Source organism: Kistimonas scapharcae, from assembly GCF_039540975.1.
In the GTDB taxonomy this organism is placed as follows: Bacteria; Pseudomonadota; Gammaproteobacteria; order Pseudomonadales; family Endozoicomonadaceae; genus Kistimonas; species Kistimonas scapharcae.
Genome location: NZ_BAABFL010000122.1, coordinates 1 through 15,508 on the forward strand (window position 1 = coordinate 1; position 15,508 = coordinate 15,508).

At 51.8% G+C, this 15,508-nt stretch carries 14 protein-coding genes; 10 read left to right on the forward strand and 4 right to left on the reverse strand.

All coding sequences use genetic code 11. The annotated features are described in order from the left end of the window. Positions 1-110: 110 nt before the first annotated feature. Positions 111-479, forward strand: coding sequence for an efflux RND transporter permease subunit (locus tag ABD892_RS07815; RefSeq protein ID WP_425559202.1), 369 nt, complete (start codon positions 111-113; stop codon positions 477-479). A 71-nt stretch (positions 480-550) separates the two neighbouring features. Here ABD892_RS07815 and ABD892_RS07820 read toward each other — a convergent pair whose 3' ends face one another. From ABD892_RS07820 to nagE, 3 genes are all read right to left on the reverse strand, one after another. After that, on the reverse strand, positions 551-1,426 hold the full coding sequence (locus ABD892_RS07820; RefSeq protein WP_345194912.1) for a cation diffusion facilitator family transporter: 876 nt from the start codon (positions 1,424-1,426) through the stop codon (positions 551-553). Positions 1,427-1,950: 524 nt separating this feature from the next. After that, complete coding sequence (gene tnpA, locus ABD892_RS07825) at positions 1,951-2,403, reverse strand: IS200/IS605 family transposase (protein WP_345194914.1); 453 nt, start codon at positions 2,401-2,403, stop codon at positions 1,951-1,953. Between the two features lie 184 nt (positions 2,404-2,587). Next, on the reverse strand, positions 2,588-4,027 hold the full coding sequence (gene nagE / locus ABD892_RS07830; RefSeq protein WP_345194915.1) for an N-acetylglucosamine-specific PTS transporter subunit IIBC: 1,440 nt from the start codon (positions 4,025-4,027) through the stop codon (positions 2,588-2,590). 246 nt (positions 4,028-4,273) lie between these two features. On the opposite strand from nagE, the gene nagB reads away from it, so the two are divergent. From nagB to ABD892_RS07845, 3 genes are read left to right on the forward strand one after another with little or no spacing between them, the layout of a single operon-like run. Continuing rightward, on the forward strand, positions 4,274-5,074 hold the full coding sequence (gene nagB / locus ABD892_RS07835) for a glucosamine-6-phosphate deaminase (protein ID WP_345194916.1): 801 nt from the start codon (positions 4,274-4,276) through the stop codon (positions 5,072-5,074). 1 nt (position 5,075) lies between these two features. Further along, positions 5,076-6,260 (forward strand): N-acetylglucosamine-6-phosphate deacetylase, encoded by a 1,185-nt coding sequence (gene nagA, locus ABD892_RS07840; RefSeq protein ID WP_345194917.1) that lies wholly within the window; start codon positions 5,076-5,078, stop codon positions 6,258-6,260. Beyond that, entirely contained in the window at positions 6,257-7,468 is a 1,212-nt protein-coding gene (locus ABD892_RS07845) for an ROK family protein (RefSeq protein ID WP_345194918.1), read from the forward strand. Before nagA ends, ABD892_RS07845 begins: the two co-directional genes overlap by 4 nt. Before the next feature lie 47 nt (positions 7,469-7,515). On the opposite strand, the gene ABD892_RS07850 is transcribed toward ABD892_RS07845, so the two are convergent. After that, on the reverse strand, positions 7,516-7,770 hold the full coding sequence (locus ABD892_RS07850) for a glutaredoxin family protein (protein WP_345194919.1): 255 nt from the start codon (positions 7,768-7,770) through the stop codon (positions 7,516-7,518). Between the two features lie 222 nt (positions 7,771-7,992). Here ABD892_RS07850 and ABD892_RS07855 point away from each other — a divergent pair, with 222 nt between their 5' ends. From ABD892_RS07855 to ABD892_RS07880, 6 genes are all read left to right on the forward strand, one after another. Next, positions 7,993-9,975 carry a cation:proton antiporter domain-containing protein gene (locus ABD892_RS07855; RefSeq protein WP_345194920.1) on the forward strand — a complete coding sequence of 661 codons (1,983 nt, stop codon included), beginning with the start codon at positions 7,993-7,995 and terminating at the stop codon, positions 9,973-9,975. Between the two features lie 176 nt (positions 9,976-10,151). Further along, entirely contained in the window at positions 10,152-11,315 is a 1,164-nt protein-coding gene (locus tag ABD892_RS07860; RefSeq protein WP_345194921.1) for a hypothetical protein, read from the forward strand. A gap of 73 nt (positions 11,316-11,388) precedes the next feature. After that, the gene (locus ABD892_RS07865; protein ID WP_345194922.1) at positions 11,389-11,586 is read left to right on the forward strand and encodes a DUF2970 domain-containing protein; all 198 of its coding nucleotides are present in this window, start codon (positions 11,389-11,391) and stop codon (positions 11,584-11,586) included. A 336-nt stretch (positions 11,587-11,922) separates the two neighbouring features. Then, positions 11,923-13,584 (forward strand): nitrite/sulfite reductase, encoded by a 1,662-nt coding sequence (locus ABD892_RS07870; protein WP_345194923.1) that lies wholly within the window; start codon positions 11,923-11,925, stop codon positions 13,582-13,584. After that, positions 13,565-14,053: a DUF934 domain-containing protein gene (locus tag ABD892_RS07875; protein WP_345194924.1), complete on the forward strand. Its 489-nt coding sequence runs from the start codon at positions 13,565-13,567 to the stop codon at positions 14,051-14,053. The genes ABD892_RS07870 and ABD892_RS07875 overlap by 20 nt, the downstream gene beginning before the upstream one ends. A gap of 209 nt (positions 14,054-14,262) precedes the next feature. Then, a complete protein-coding gene (locus tag ABD892_RS07880) occupies positions 14,263-15,432 on the forward strand; it encodes a cation:proton antiporter domain-containing protein (RefSeq protein ID WP_345194925.1) in 1,170 nt (389 codons plus the stop codon). Positions 15,433-15,508 lie beyond the last annotated feature (76 nt).

A 15,508-nucleotide genomic window follows, 5' to 3' on the forward strand; every position in this document is an offset into this window, starting at 1 on the left:
TTTTGTGCAAAAACTGTACTCTGTTGCCAAAAGTACGGCCAGCTTGCTCACATTCCCAAGGTTAAGCGGGATTTAAGGTGTTTGAGCATGGCCTTGACATTAGTGTCACCATGAACATTTACACCCAGATTGGCCTGGTGACACTGATTGGTCTGATCACCAAACACGGTATTCTTATCGTCGAATTTGCCAACCAGCTACGCCGAGAGCAGGGTCTGGACATCCGCGAAGCCGTTGAAGAAGCCGCGGCATTGCGTTTACGACCTGTCCTGATGACTACCGGGGCCACGGTCCTAGGCATCGTGCCGCTTCTGCTGGCCTCTGGCGCCGGCGCCGTCAGCCGGTTCAATATCGGTGTAGTGATTGCCAGTGGTATGATGATTGGTACGCTGTTTACCCTGTTTGTCGTGCCGGTAATTTACACCCTGCTAGCCAGTAAAAAGGCTCATAACAGAAAGCCTGCCACGCAAGCCCAATAAAACCCTGAAAGAAAAAGGCTACCGGAATCATCAACCGGTAGCCTTTTTTATGGAGAAGATCATCTGGTGTTCTAATTGGGATCCAAATGAAAGGTCACATCAGCATCAGGCATCCATGCCAATATAGCCTGTTTGACCTTCCCGCCGATATCATGGGCCTGACGCACGGAAAGGTCGCCCTGCACATCCAGATGGAACTGGATAATGGGTAACGCACCGGAGATACGGGTTCTCAGATTATGCACCCCCTGAACCCCCTCAACGCTGAGAATGGTTTTTTCGATGCGTTCCAGCTCCTCTTCAGGCAGTGCCCGATCCATCAGCATCTGAATCGATTCCCAAGCCACTTTACGGACACTGTTGAGCATATACACTGCAATCAGAATACCGAAAATTGCATCCGCTTCACGATAACCTGCCGCGGCCAGGGCCAGAGCAAGAATGACGCTGAAGTTAGTAATCAAGTCCATGCGGTAATGCATCTCGTCGGCCTTGATCGCAATGGAGCCGGTCTGACGAATCACATAGTTCTGAATCAGCAGCAATATCAGGGTGCAGACAATCGAAAAGGCCATGACCATCATGGCCACCTGCTCATTAGCGATCTCCACGTCATTGGTGAGATCGTTGATCGCATGCAGTATCAGGAAAATAGCCGAACCGGCAATGAAGGCTGATTGCGCCAGCGCCGCCAGCTGCTCAGCCTTTCCATGACCGAAATGATGATCTTCGTCGGCCGGTTTGAGCGCAATATACACCGCCACCATGTTAATGAGCGAAGCAAAGGCATCCAGCATGGAGTCAATAACCGTCGCCATCATACTGACCGAGCCGCTGACCCACCACGCGAACAGCTTCGCGACAATCAGCACGACAGCCGTGACAACCGATGCGGTGGATGCCAATCGAAGCAACCGCGCATTACGCTGTGCATTTGAGTTAACCATAACAAGTTTTATCTAGTTTGCTTTCAGAATCCCTGCCTCTACAGTAACGGCTTTATCACAGGGAAACCAGATCAGGGCGGTTAGGCCCGATAAACAAGGTCGTTATCAGTCATTACACCGAAACAACAAGAGAAATGCTTTTATATCAACGCGCTAGCTGGCATTTTAACGATAACTTATCGGATAATTAAGACAATTTTTTTGCTCCCCTTATTCATCTGACTAGCCATAAAGGCCTCAGGACTACAGACATTTCACCCGACCACCTTCCTATCATTGCCATAGACCTTCGTAATCAAAAAACTTAAGTGACATGCCGTTTTTTGCATCTTTTTCCTGAAAACAAGGTCCGCGACGTCACCGATATCAACCAGCCAGAGAGTGGCGCATACAAATTCAGGGAGTCGGAAAGCTTCGACAACTCGTCATAGGCAGGATTCTTCTTGAGCAGGCATTTATAGGGGGGTAGTTAAATGACCTCCGACAGAGCCGGAGGCTTATTAGATGACGCCCTCAAAGGGCTTTTATTGCGCCCATGGGCGCGTGTCCCAACCAAGATTTAATTGATCATGTCGTTCATCATTCTTTTCCTGGTCACGGATATATGCCCTGACAACATCCTCATCCAAACCAACCGTTGTCACAAAATATCCTCTTGCCCAGAAATTCTCTCCACTGAAGTTTCGTTGCCGTCCCTTAAAGTGGCGGGCTATCGCTATGGCACACTTGCCTTTCAAATAGCCGACAATATATGACACTGAATATTTTGGCGAGATCCTGATACATATGTGGACATGATCACGCATCAAGTGGCCTTCCAGAATCTCACAACCCTTACGTTTGGCGAGTTCATGAAATATGTTTCCGAGGAACTTTCTCAACCGTCCGTAGATCACCTTCTGGCGCCTCTTCGGAATAAAAACCACATGATATTTACAATCCCAGCGGGTATGGGTCAGACTCTTGTAGTCTGGCATAGGTTAAATCTCTTGATTCTTGGCGGAACCTCGAGATTAGCTACCGACGCCTCGGTAAAACCTATGCGAGTCTCCCCGGTATAGCCGGGGGTTTACTAATGATTAATTAAAAGAGAAAGAAGCGTGATGCCAATGTGCTTTACCCGAATAAAGTGGCAAAGCACATTGCCAGATGAGCGCGTGATCAGACTGCCGGTTCTACCTCGGTAACCTGCAGCGATTTCATGATACCTGCGATGGTTTCGGCTTCAGGACCGAGCACCACCTGGATACTCTTCTCACCCACCCGAATCACACCGCTGGCCCCCAGCGCCTTGAATTCGGCATCACTTGCGACAACCGGTGAATGAACATTCAGTCGCAGACGTGTGATACAGGCATCAATGGTTTCCAGGTTCTCAATACCACCCAGCAGAACCAGATAACGTTGAGCCTTGCCCGTTGGTGTATCAGCAGCCTCCATGGCAACTGCCGCAGCTGCTGGTTGAAGGGTAACGGTTGTTTCTGCTTCAGACGCATCCTCATCCCGCCCCGGTGTTTTGAGGTTCATGAACTTGATCAGCGCATAAAAACTCACAAAGTAAACAACACCTGTGCAGAGCCCCTGCAGCAGTAACACCTCTGGTTTGGTTGCAAGGCCCCAATTCAGGACAAAATCGAAGAGACCAGCGGAGAACCCAAAACCATGCAGCGTTCCCAACAGATTGGAAATCATGAGCGACAGACCGGTCAGCACCGCGTGGAGGGCATACAGCGCCGGCGCCAGGAACATGAACATAAACTCGAGGGGTTCTGTGATCCCAGTTAAAAACGCCGTCATCGCCACGGAGAACAGGACACCGCCAACCTGCGCACGACGCGCCTTGGGGGCCGCCAGGTACATGGCCAGGGCACCCGCAGGCAAACCGAACATCATGACGGGGAAGAAGCCTGCCATAAATACTCCGGCGGTGGGATCACCGGCAAAGAACCGGTTCAAGTCGCCTGTCACCAGATCACCGGCTGTATTAGCGAAATCCCCCAGACCAAACCAGAAATAGGAATTCAGCACATGGTGAAGACCAAAAGGAATCAGACCACGGTTCAGGGTGCCATACAGGAATTGCCCCACAGAGCCGGACTCAGCCACACCGTGACCAAAGGCATCAATGCCGGACTGAATCACCGGCCAGACATAACCGCAGACCCAGGCCACCAGCAACATGATCAGACCGGTAATAATCGGCACCAGCCGCTTGCCACCAAAGAAACCCAGATACTGAGGAAGGACGGTGGCATGGAAACGGTTATAGACGTGTCCGGCAACAATACCGGCCATAATCCCGCCGAAAAATGACATATTGATACTGTCATTGATCGTGCCAGCCGCACTGGTCAGCACGAAATAGCCAATCGCACCGGCAATGGCGGCAGCACCGGCGCCATCACGGGACAGTCCCACGCCAATACCCATCGCAAACAACAACGGAAGATTACTGAAGATGGCATTGCCGGCTTCCGCCATAAACGGAATATCAAGCAAATCGGGCTGCCCGAGTCGCAGCAACAGGGCTGCAACAGGCAGCGAGGCAATAGGCAGCATCAGCGCCTTACCCAGCTTCTGCAGGTAACTGAAGATGTTCACGGCAGGTTCCCCTCGGTTAGCTAGTAATTTACGGCATCATCGTACCCACTTTTTTTTATTTCACGAAATATGTGATGGAAATATTTATGCTTCAGATCAATAAAAGCCAATCAGAGCGAAATAATTTGACCTTTAAGCTACCTATTATTTTATTATGTAAATTATTGGCAGATTCTATCCATTATCAGAATCGGTACGCATCAGCCACGACGAAACCGCTACATACGACTATCCGGGAGACAATCCATGCGTCTTATCCCTCTGCGAGACAGCCAGACGGCAGGACTCTGGTCGGCACGCTATATTGCCGACCGCATCCGGGCATTCAACCCCGGCCCGGACTGCCCTTTTGTACTGGGTCTCCCCACGGGAAGCACGCCGTTAGTGACATACCGTGAGCTGATCCGTCTGCATCAGCAAGAAGGTCTCAGTTTCAGGCATGTCATCACGTTCAATATGGATGAATATGTTGGACTCGATGCCGGGCATGCCCAGAGCTACCGAACCTTTATGGAAGAAAACCTGTTCCGGCATATCGACATTCCTGCGGCCAACATCCATTTTCTCGATGGCAATGCCAGTGACCTGGATGCCGAATGCCAGCGCTACGAAGACTGCATCACTGCCGCTGGGGGTATCCACCTGTTTTTTGGTGGCGTTGGCCATGATGGACATATTGCGTTTAACGAACCCGGTTCTTCCCTGCGTTCACGCACCCGAATAAAAACCCTGACCCTGAATACTCGACAGGCGAATGCTCGCTTTTTTGAGGATGCTATCGATCAGGTGCCCAAGCTGGCATTAACCGTTGGAGTAGGCACCATCATGGATGCCGATGAAGTCATGATCCTGGCCACGGGTGCCGGCAAGTCACGAGCAGTAAAAGCCGCCGTAGAGGATCCTATCAACCATATGTGGACGATTTCAGCCCTTCAGCTGCACGCCAAAACAGTGCTCGTCTGTGATGACGCCGCCACACTGGACCTGACCGTTCGCACCCTCCGGTATTTTGAAAGCATTGAAGCTGAGCATATCCAGGGATTCTGACATGAACATCGAACAAGCAGACACCTTCGCACTTACCGACGGCATCATCGTTTCAGTCAGCGCCATACTGGAAAATCACGCTGTCATCATCAGCGAAGGAAGCATTGATTCCATTGTCCCGGATGACCAGCTTCCAGCAGGAATGACAACCCATTCGCTCGGCGGGCAATGGCTCTGCCCTGGTTTTATTGATCTTCAGCTGAACGGTTGTGGCGGTGTTCTGTTCAACAGTGACATCAGCACCGGCACATTGGACACCATGCACCAGACCAACCTCCGTCATGGTTGCACCAGCTTCCTGCCGACATTGATCACCGCTGATGATAACGATATCCAGCATGCCATATCAGTCACGCGGGAATACAAGAACCGCCATCCGTTTCATGTACCCGGATTGCATCTTGAAGGCCCTTGGCTCAACCCCAATCGCAAAGGCATCCACGACCCCGCACACGTCCGACGCCCCGATGCTGACCTGCTCCGCCTAATGTGCGACAACAGCAACACCATCAGCATGGTGACCCTGGCTCCCGAAGTCTGCCCACCAGGCACCATTGAGCAATTGACGGAAGCGGGCATCCGGGTCGCCATTGGCCATACTGCGGCCACCAGCGCAGAAGTTGAGCAGGCTATCAAAGCAGGCGCGGCTTTTGCTACACACCTGTTTAACGCCATGCCGCCTTTAACCAACCGTGAACCCGGGCCTGTCGGCGCCATTCTTGATGATCCCCATATTTGCGCTGGCATCATTGCCGACGGCGTGCATGTGAACTGGCAGAATATTCGTCTGGCGTGGCGTCTGCTCGGCAGCAAGAGACTCTGCCTCGTTACCGATGCCACACCAGCAGCTGGCACCCAGATTGATCAGTTCCAGTTTGGCGGTCAGACCGTGTATTATCGCGACGGCAAGTGCATCAGCGCCGAAGGCACTATCTGCGGCTCGGCCCTGACCATGGATGCAGCAGTCAAACACAGCGTTGAACACGTTCATATTCCGCTAACTGAAGCGGTCTGCATGGCAACCGCAACACCGGCGCGCAGTATTGGCATGGATGACCATATTGGACAAATCAAACCTGACATGCAGGCCAACCTCACCGTTCTGAATCAGGATTATTCTGTCACTGCAACGATATCAGATGGCCAGCTAATCGATTGGAGCAACGGGACTCTCAACGGACAATGATCAAAAGCGAATCCACGGGACAGGAACTCAGGCTGCAACCGATTGCCACGGTCTACAGAACGATCGATCAGGCAGGCCCGATATCGCGTATCCAACTTGCCCGTGAATGCCTGATGGCACCCGGCACACTGACCCGTATCGCCCGGCTCCTGATGGATAACCACCTGATTCAGGAGGTAGCGTCACAAGCCTCCACCGGCGGGCGGCGACCGGTTTCCCTTGCCATCAATACAACCGCACGCCAATTACTCGCGGTACGTGCGGGACGCAACCACTTCCATATGGGATTGTGTGACCTTTCCGGAAAGCTCATCAAAAAAGAGACCGTACAGGCTTTCACTGAATCAGAAGAGACATTTAGCGCGGGCCTTATATCTGCCATGCGCGACTTTATCAGTAGCAACAAACAACATATCACCGCGCTGACGGGGGTAGGCATCACCCTGCCCGGCCTGATCGACAGCCAGGCAGGCATTGTGCATTTCATGCCAAACATTTCAGTCAACAGACTGGCACTGGCAGAAAACGTCCGGCAAGCATTGGAGATACCCTGCTATATCAGCAATGACACCGCTGCGATGTGCCTTGCCGAGCATTATTTTGGTACTGCGACTACCTGCAATAACGCCCTCTTCATCAGCATTCACAACGGTGTGCGTGCTGGCATGATGATCCATGGCGAGCTTTATGAGGGCTGCTTGGGCGCTGCCGGTGAAATTGGGCATATTCAGGTCGATCCGCTGGGGCAGCGCTGCTATTGCGGAAATTTCGGCTGCCTGGAAACCCTGGTCTGCAACCCCTCCATCGAAAACCGTTATAACCAGCTGGCCCGGAACCACCAGCCTGCCGCTGACGCCTATCCATCAGGTAACAAAACTGTTGCGGATATCTGCACAGCTGCCGTCAATCAGGAACCACTGGCCGTGAATATCCTCAAGGACGTGGCAAAACACCTTGGCAACGTCATCGCAATGAGCGTCAATCTGATACGCCCTGAGAAGATTATCCTTTGCGGAGAAATCGCAACGGCCTTTCCGATTATCGCACCGGTCATTCAGCACTGTATGGAAAACGGAACGGTACAAGGCATTTCCCGCGCCCCGGCACTGGAAATTTCACCCCTTGGCCAACAGCGCTGGCTTGGTGGTACCGCTCTGGTAAAACGCGCGCTGCGCGATGGCAGCCTGTTAGGTCAGTTCCTCGATTAAATTTGCACAGGTACAACCTCTTAACACTTGCACCTTCACGGTGCTGATTACAGTGCCTCTTTTGCTCTTTCGAGTAACGCCAGCGCTTGCCCGGCATCAAAAGGCCAGCCCAGTTCGTGGCCATCCGGTGCGACCTGCACCACAGGAATCCGCTCGCCGTATTGATCAATGAGCTGATCAGACTCGGCAATATCAATGAGTTCCAGGGCAAAAGGTTCCGCAGGCTTCAGGTTCACCAGCATGTCCAGGGCCTGCTCACAAAGATGGCAGCACTCGGTGGTGTAGAGGAACAGCGTGATCATGACAACCCCCTTCTGATCAGTTAGAGCACCTGACACTGGGCTATGCTCTTTATGAATGAAGTATGTAAGCAATAATTACAGATATAGTGAGTAGTAATAACATTCCTGTCTGTCACCTTACTACCAGCACGCGTAAAATAACGTGATAAATCAACTGACTGCAACACATTGTGCAGATCAGGAATGACAACGAAATAACTAACTGTCGTAACAGGGGATTGCATGGATTTCAGCTTTTTCAACCAACTTCTAATTATCTTCTCCCTGTCAGTGGTTTGTATTGCTGTCTTCCATCGCCTGCGTATCTCCGACACACTGGCTTATCTGGTGGTAGGATTGATCCTTGGCCCGACAGCGACCGGTTTCATCGACAGCAGCTTCGATATCAGTCTGCTGGCCGAAATAGGCGTTGTGTTTCTGCTGTTTTCACTGGGTTTAGAATTCTCTCTGTCTAATATGCTGGCCATGCGCAGGGTCGTGTTTGGGCTTGGCGGCCTGCAGGTACTCATCAGCACCGTACTGATTGGCTTCTGCGGTCTGTTGCTGGGCTTTTCCCATGCCGGCGCGCTGGTCATGGCAGCCGGATTATCCCTATCCTCCACGGCCATTGTTTCCAAGGAACTGTCTCGTCGAAACGAGATTCGCTCTGACCATGGCCAGCTGGCGATTGGTACGCTCATCTTTCAGGATATTGCAGCGGTATTCTTTCTTATCCTGGTGCCTGCTGTCGGCGGCTTTGGCGAATCAGGACTGGCCATGTCGCTAATCATCAGCCTGGCCAAAGGCAGCCTGTTTGTGGTCTTTATGCTGATGATTGGCCGCTGGGTGATGCCGAAGATATTCCATGAAATCGCCAGGGCACGCTCTGAAGAGCTGTTCGTCCTCACGGCTATCGTGGTTGCACTGCTGGCCGCATGGCTGACACACCTGCTGTCTCTGTCCATGGCACTGGGCGGCTTTGTCGCCGGCATGATGCTGGGAGAAAGCCATTACCGCCACCAGGTAGAAGCTGACATCCGCCCTTTCCGTGACATACTGCTTGGACTCTTTTTTGTTTCCATTGGCCTGATGCTGGACCTGGATCAGTTCCTGAGCCAGTGGCACCTTATCCTCCTGGCCAGCGCCGGACTCATACTGTTCAAAGCGGTGCTGATCAGCCAGCTGAGCTATTTTGTATTCCCTGATCGAAAAGCTGCGATTCGCACTGGCCTCTCACTGGCCCAGGGCGGTGAATTCTGTTTTGCCCTCGTGGCACTGGCGGCCAATAACCAGTTCCTCTCAGCCAGCACCAGCTCCCTGATTCTGTCAGTGACCATCGTTTCAATGGCCGTGACACCACTGCTGATCCGCTACAGTGAAACCATTGCTGAACGCCTGACCGGTGAACGGAAAAAGCGGCCAACCATGATCTCATCTGCCGACCGTATCCGGCAGGAAACGGAAACAATGGATAACCATATCCTGATCTGCGGCTATGGCCGTGTCGGCCAGGCGATCAGCCGCTTTCTGGACAAGGAAAGCTTGCCTTTCGCCGTACTGGATGACGACCCTGTGCATGTCCGCGAAGCAACACGCGCCAGTATGCCGGTGTTTTATGGGGACTGTCAGCGGCTGGAGCTGTTAGAAGCCGCAGGGCTCAAGCGTGCCAGGCTGGTTGCGATCTGCATCAACAACTCCCGAAATGCCCACGCCGCCCTGAAGAAAATTCGCAGCGTGAACGCCGATATTCCGATCCTGGTTCGTACCCGGGATGATGCAATGATGGATACCCTCAAACGGGACGGCGCAACGGAAGTGTTCCCGGAAGTGCTCGAATCCAGCCTGCTGATTATCAGTCATGTCCTTCATTTGCTGGGTCACAACAAACTGGCCGTCGCCCAGCGTATAGATGCCGTTAGGCGCCAGCACTACAACATCCTGCACGGTTCCTTTTTTGGCACCAGTGAAGCGCTGCACGATCTGGACGGTAACCCCCAACAGTTCCTTCATGCCGTGACCCTGCCAGAAAAAGCCTATGCTGTCGGCAAGCGACTGTCAGAAATCCCGCTTGATAAAACAGGCGTTCATATACAAAAACTGACCCGCGATAACGACTCCGTCCCTCTCTGCAACGATCCTTCACTCCATTCTGACGATGTTGTGCTCATTAATGGCACTCCGGAGCAGATCGAGCACGCCGAAACCGTCCTGCTTAGCGGTCAGTAGCCCTCAATAAACGCCGGATAGCCCACCCCCATCCGGCGTTCTTCACAACATACAGACTGATCTATACTGGCAGTGGCGCCTCTTTCTCTACAATCTTTACCCGGCGCTCAAGTTCATCTTTTCTAACCATTCAACCTATCATTCACTGCTGACCGGCCACGGCCGGGAGGTACATCATGTTTCCTGCAAAAGTACCGCTCTTGTTCACCAGCCTTTTTCTGGCAACAACTGCCGGAGCCGATATTCAGCGCAGTAGCTTGACGAGCGCGATGCCTGACCGGGGCTTATGGACGCGAACCTTTACCGACCTGCTGAGAACCGACCAGCCTGAAAGCTGGGGTAACTGGAACCTTGATACTTCCATCACCGCGGGCGCCATCGGCTACATCAATACGAATACCGGTGAGTTCGAACGTATCGGTATCGTTCCAAACATTACCACCAGCAACACACCTATGTCAGAGGTTATGAAGCTGTCCACTGAGTATGTCTCCACCTCACAGTTCAACGTTAACCTTAGCGACAAGCTGCCTTCACAAGACAGCTCTTCTTCATCAACCTCACCTCAAATCGGCACAACCATAGAGTGGAAATTCAATAAAAGTGGCTCTATAGCCACCCAATGGGCTGTTTCGTCCCATGAGCGCGTTGACAACCCCATTAACGTCATGAATGAGAACATGACCTGGCTGCAGTCCGAAGCGGCCAAAGTCAACATGTATGACACCGATCATGGTATATCCCAAGGCTTTGGTATGGTAACGGGGGTTGTTTGGGCCAAGAGTGGCATGAATGCCGGTTCACTATCTGACTCTGCGTCGTGGAGCATCACGGGTAAAGCCAACAATATTGACAGCATGCTGGGTAATGGCTCTGCAGAGGCGTCGTTCCTGAAAACCGAGTCCACCGGCGCCATATCAACCCATACCTGGCCTGCCAGCGCCAATTCTGTCTCAACAACCCTGGTTCCCATCGCTTACAGCTTTGCCTCCATGGATGGTACAACCATTATTCCCTCATGGATTGGGATGATTAACTCCTTTCAGATTATTCTCAACAACACCCACGGCAGCTATATCGTTGACGCAGACCTCTACTACAGCACTGATAGCGGCGAGGTTCACGAGCAGGCTCAACTCAGCGGCGGTCTCACTCGAACATTCGGCAATATTCCGCTGAATGCAGACCATCTGAAGCTTGAGCTGAAATTCATCGGGATGGTCAACAGTGATTACTACACCATTCACTGGGAAAAACCTCTCGGTCACTGGCTGACTGGTCAGCGTCATGTTGAGCTTCATGGATACTGGCCGGGCCCAACATCCTACACAATACTGTAGGAGCAGTTCGCTGATGAGTAGACCCTCAAGATAAGACGTCAGCCTCAACGTGAAAATCAGATGCAGGGACACTATGACAGATAAGAAGGGATCAGGTATTTTCCGGGTTATCCAAAGCGTGATTGCTGCCGCCTTTGGCGTTCAGAGTAACCGCAATCGTGAAAGGGACTTCACGGAAGGGAAACCCGGCCACTTCATTATTGCCGGGATACTGTTCACTGTTGTTTTTATTATTGTCCTGATCAGCATCGTCAATACGGTACTGGGCTAAATAAACGAAAACCGCTTTATTGCCCACTGACCCAGTAGACGGCAGCCACCACCACAATCATTATCAGTGCCACAGCCGACCACGCATCAACCTTGCTATCTGCCTGTTCAGTTTCCTGAGACATTCTCTTCCTCTCCTGATTGATTTAAGAAACCCCCGTCCAGACTAGCGAATGTCAGCAGATTCAACAAGCACTGGACTTTTTATTACTTTTATTAAGATATTTATGACTAAATATTACTTTTAAACATATAAGCGCATTGGTATTTTGCTCAACAATTCTTCCTCGATAAAAACAATGCCAGGCAGGATGCCTGGCCAGAAAAAAGACACACCATGTATCAATACGATCAGCATGACAGAACACTGGTGGCGGAGCGAGTCAGGCAATTTGCCAACCAGACCGAACGCTATCTCGCCGGTGAGCTTAGTGAAGAACAATTCCTGCCACTGCGCCTGCAGAACGGCCTCTATGTCCAGCGCCACGCGCCGATGCTCCGTATCGCGGTACCTTACGGTATGATCAGCGCCAGACAGCTGCGGAAGATCGCCGACATCACTGAGACCTACGACAAGGGCTATGCCCATCTGACCACGCGTCAGAATATCCAGTTGAACTGGCCTGCCCTGGAGCAGGTACCCGATATTCTTGCCGAGCTGGCCTGTGTGGAAATGCACGCCATCCAGACCAGTGGCAACTGCATCCGCAACACAACCACCGACCAGTTTGCCGGTGTGGCCGAGGACGAAATTGAAGACCCCCGCCCCTGGTGTGAAATCATCCGCCAATGGTCAACCTTTCATCCGGAGTTCGCGTTCCTGCCTCGTAAATTCAAAATTGCTGTTAATGGCGCCAAGGAGGATCGCGCAGCTATCCAGGCACATGACATAGGGCTGGAACTGGTAAGAAGTGCAAAAGGCGAATTAGGCTTTCGTGTACTGGTGGGAGGCGGACTGGGCAGAACCCCCATGCTTGGCACCGAAATCACCCCGTTCCTTCCCTGGCAGCACCTGTTGACATATCTGGATGCGATTCTGCGTACCTATAACCGGTTTGGCCGACGGGACAACAAGTACAAGGCCCGTATCAAAATTCTGGTCAAGGCACTGGGTATTGAAGCATTCCGTCAGCGGGTACATGATGAATGGGAGAACCTCAAAGATGGCCCAGGCACCTTGAACGAACAGGCACTGGATCAGGTCAGCCGTCACTTTATCGACCCTGATTATGAATCCCAGCCAATCTCGCCTGCCAACATTGATCAACAACATGCAGACGACAAGGCGTTTAACCACTGGGTCACACGCAATGTTTCAGGCCACAAACGCGCCGGTTATGCCGCTGTCACCCTGTCACTCAAAAGTACGGCCTATGCACCCGGCGACATCAGCACTGAGCAGCTACGCATCGCAGCCGATCTATCAGAGACCTACAGTTTTGGCGAGCTTCGCATCAGCCACCAGCAGAACCTGATTCTTCCGGATGTACAGAAAGCGTCGCTTTACGCCCTATGGCAAGCATTACGTGATGCGGGCTTTGCGACCCCTAATCTTGGACTACTCACCGATGTCATCTGCTGCCCCGGTGGCGACTACTGCGCCCTGGCCAATGCCAAGTCGCTGCCGGTGGCGGAAGCCATCCAACGTCGTTTCGATGATATCGACTACCTTCACGACCTCGGCGACCTGGAGCTTAATATTTCAGGCTGCATGAACGCCTGTGGGCATCACCACATTGGTAATATCGGGATTCTAGGGGTCGATAAGAAAGGCGAAGAGTATTACCAGATTCAGATAGGCGGCGCCTCTGGCAACAATGCCTCACTCGGCAAGATCATCGGTCCGTCTTTCAGTCGACATGATGTCCCTGATGTGCTGGAACGTCTACTGAGCGTCTATGTAGAACAGCGTATTGAGGGGGAAACATTTATCGCCACCTCTCGCCGCATCGGTATTGAGCCTTTCAAGGAGCGGGCATATGCCAAGAAGAATCATTAAGAATCAGCGTGTTATTGATGACAACTATGAGATCATCACAACACAAGCGCTCGATTCTACGGCGCCGCAGGCAAACCATCTCATTCCATTGCCTATCTGGAATACCTTGATAAAAGACAAACAACGCCCCCCCATTCCCGCAGGGTTATGGCTGGACAGCCACGAAGCTCCGGAAGATATCTCTGGTAACCCAAACCAGGCGCTGATTATTGCCATCAATTTCCCGGTATTTACTGATGGTCGTGGTTACTCCCTCGCCCGATTGTTGCGTCAGCAATACCACTTCACCGGTGAATTGCGGGCGATAGGTGATATTCACCGTGACCAGCTTTACTACCTCTCTCGCTGCGGGTTTGACAGCTTTGTACTGGCGGATCCTGCACAGTCGGAGTCCGCCATTGAAAGCCTGAAAGATTTCAGTGTGGCCTATCAATATGCAGGGGACTCGCCTGCAACTGTCATCCGCTAAAACCAGTCCCGGATTGCTCATTCTCATGGAAATCCGGGTATCTCTATGAAAAAACACCCTTTTTTCGAGTTAATACTTCACATCTGGGGCAAAACACCGATTACATAACTATACAGGACCTATTGAGTGAACATCGGTGCCCGGCAGCAGGCTATACCGGGCAGGCATCGAGCGTTTATACTCTCGAAAAACAGAACATATACATGGACATGGATTCGGGTTCTCTGGTCTTCTCTTTCTTCCTCATCTTTACGGGCGCTGCCGTAGTGTCCACGCTGATCCTGTATACCCGCCAGCCCCTGATTGTCGGCTATATTGTTCTTGGCGCCATTCTTGGCCCTTACGGTATGGAGATGGTGTCCGATACCAAGCTGCTCAACGACATTTCCCATGCAGGTATTATTTTCCTGCTCTTCCTGCTCGGGCTTGATATGCAGCCTGCACACCTGATTCACATGCTACGCAAAACCGCCATTGTGGGTGTCATGAGCTCACTGGTATTTGCCTCAGTAGGCTATATCTGTGCCCTTACGTTTGGTTTCTCCCAGTTGGAGAGCCTGATCATCGGTGCCACAATGACGTTCTCAAGCACCATTATCGGGATTAAGCTGCTTCCCACCACTGTGCTTCACCATAAACACACGGGTGAATTGTTGATCAGCCTGCTCCTGTTGCAGGATTTGCTGGCCATATTGCTGCTATTGCTACTCCAGAATGGCAATAATATCAGCGAGGGCTACTCCACTTTATTGATGCCTTTGGGGATTTTGCCGTTGTTGGTCATTGGCAGCTTTCTTAGTGTGAAATTCATTATCCTGCCTTTGATGGCACGGTTTGACCGGTACCATGAATATCTGTTCCTACTCACTATTGGCTGGTGTCTAGGCATGGCAGAACTGGCTCAGGCCATCGGTCTATCGGCTGAAATAGGCGCCTTCATTGCTGGTATTAGCATGGCTACCAGTCCGATTTCCCAATATATTGCTATTAATTTGAAGCCCCTTCGGGACTTTTTCCTGATTCTCTTTTTCTTCTCAACCGGTGCCAGTTTTGATCTTTCGTTACTTGATGACGTATTCATGCCGATGCTGGCACTCTCGGCGATCTGTCTTCTTCTCAAACCGCCCGTATTTCGCTACTTCCTTCGCAAGGTGAGCGAAAAACGCAGCACCGGCTGGGAAGTAGGTGCCCGACTTGGTCAGAACAGTGAATTTTCCATCCTGATCGCCAGTGTTGCTTCCAGCCATGCCATTATTGACAGCATTGCCTCACACACCATTCAGGCAACAGCAATCCTGACACTCCTGATCTCATCCTATATTGTTGTCTTTACCTACGAATCCCCGATTGCTATCTCCGATAAATTGCGGCGAGACTAGGAGCTGTTGACGTTTCACATTGGTAACCAGACAAAAGCACAAGCCAGAGCTACGACACTGACAAAGTTTCGCTTTA

Bases quoted from the DNA above. Each gene is read 5' to 3' on its own strand.
- ABD892_RS07815 (WP_425559202.1), top strand. From the start codon at position 111: ATGAACATTTACACCCAGATTGGCCTGGTGACACTGATTGGTCTGATC.
- ABD892_RS07820 (WP_345194912.1), bottom strand. From the start codon at position 1,426: ATGGTTAACTCAAATGCACAGCGTAATGCGCGGTTGCTTCGATTGGCA.
- tnpA (WP_345194914.1), bottom strand. From the start codon at position 2,403: ATGCCAGACTACAAGAGTCTGACCCATACCCGCTGGGATTGTAAATAT.
- nagB (WP_345194916.1), top strand. From the start codon at position 4,274: ATGCGTCTTATCCCTCTGCGAGACAGCCAGACGGCAGGACTCTGGTCG.
- nagA (WP_345194917.1), top strand. From the start codon at position 5,076: ATGAACATCGAACAAGCAGACACCTTCGCACTTACCGACGGCATCATC.
- ABD892_RS07845 (WP_345194918.1), top strand. From the start codon at position 6,257: ATGATCAAAAGCGAATCCACGGGACAGGAACTCAGGCTGCAACCGATT.
- ABD892_RS07850 (WP_345194919.1), bottom strand. From the start codon at position 7,770: ATGATCACGCTGTTCCTCTACACCACCGAGTGCTGCCATCTTTGTGAG.
- ABD892_RS07855 (WP_345194920.1), top strand. From the start codon at position 7,993: ATGGATTTCAGCTTTTTCAACCAACTTCTAATTATCTTCTCCCTGTCA.
- ABD892_RS07860 (WP_345194921.1), top strand. From the start codon at position 10,152: ATGTTTCCTGCAAAAGTACCGCTCTTGTTCACCAGCCTTTTTCTGGCA.
- ABD892_RS07865 (WP_345194922.1), top strand. From the start codon at position 11,389: ATGACAGATAAGAAGGGATCAGGTATTTTCCGGGTTATCCAAAGCGTG.
- ABD892_RS07870 (WP_345194923.1), top strand. From the start codon at position 11,923: ATGTATCAATACGATCAGCATGACAGAACACTGGTGGCGGAGCGAGTC.
- ABD892_RS07875 (WP_345194924.1), top strand. From the start codon at position 13,565: ATGCCAAGAAGAATCATTAAGAATCAGCGTGTTATTGATGACAACTAT.
- ABD892_RS07880 (WP_345194925.1), top strand. From the start codon at position 14,263: ATGGATTCGGGTTCTCTGGTCTTCTCTTTCTTCCTCATCTTTACGGGC.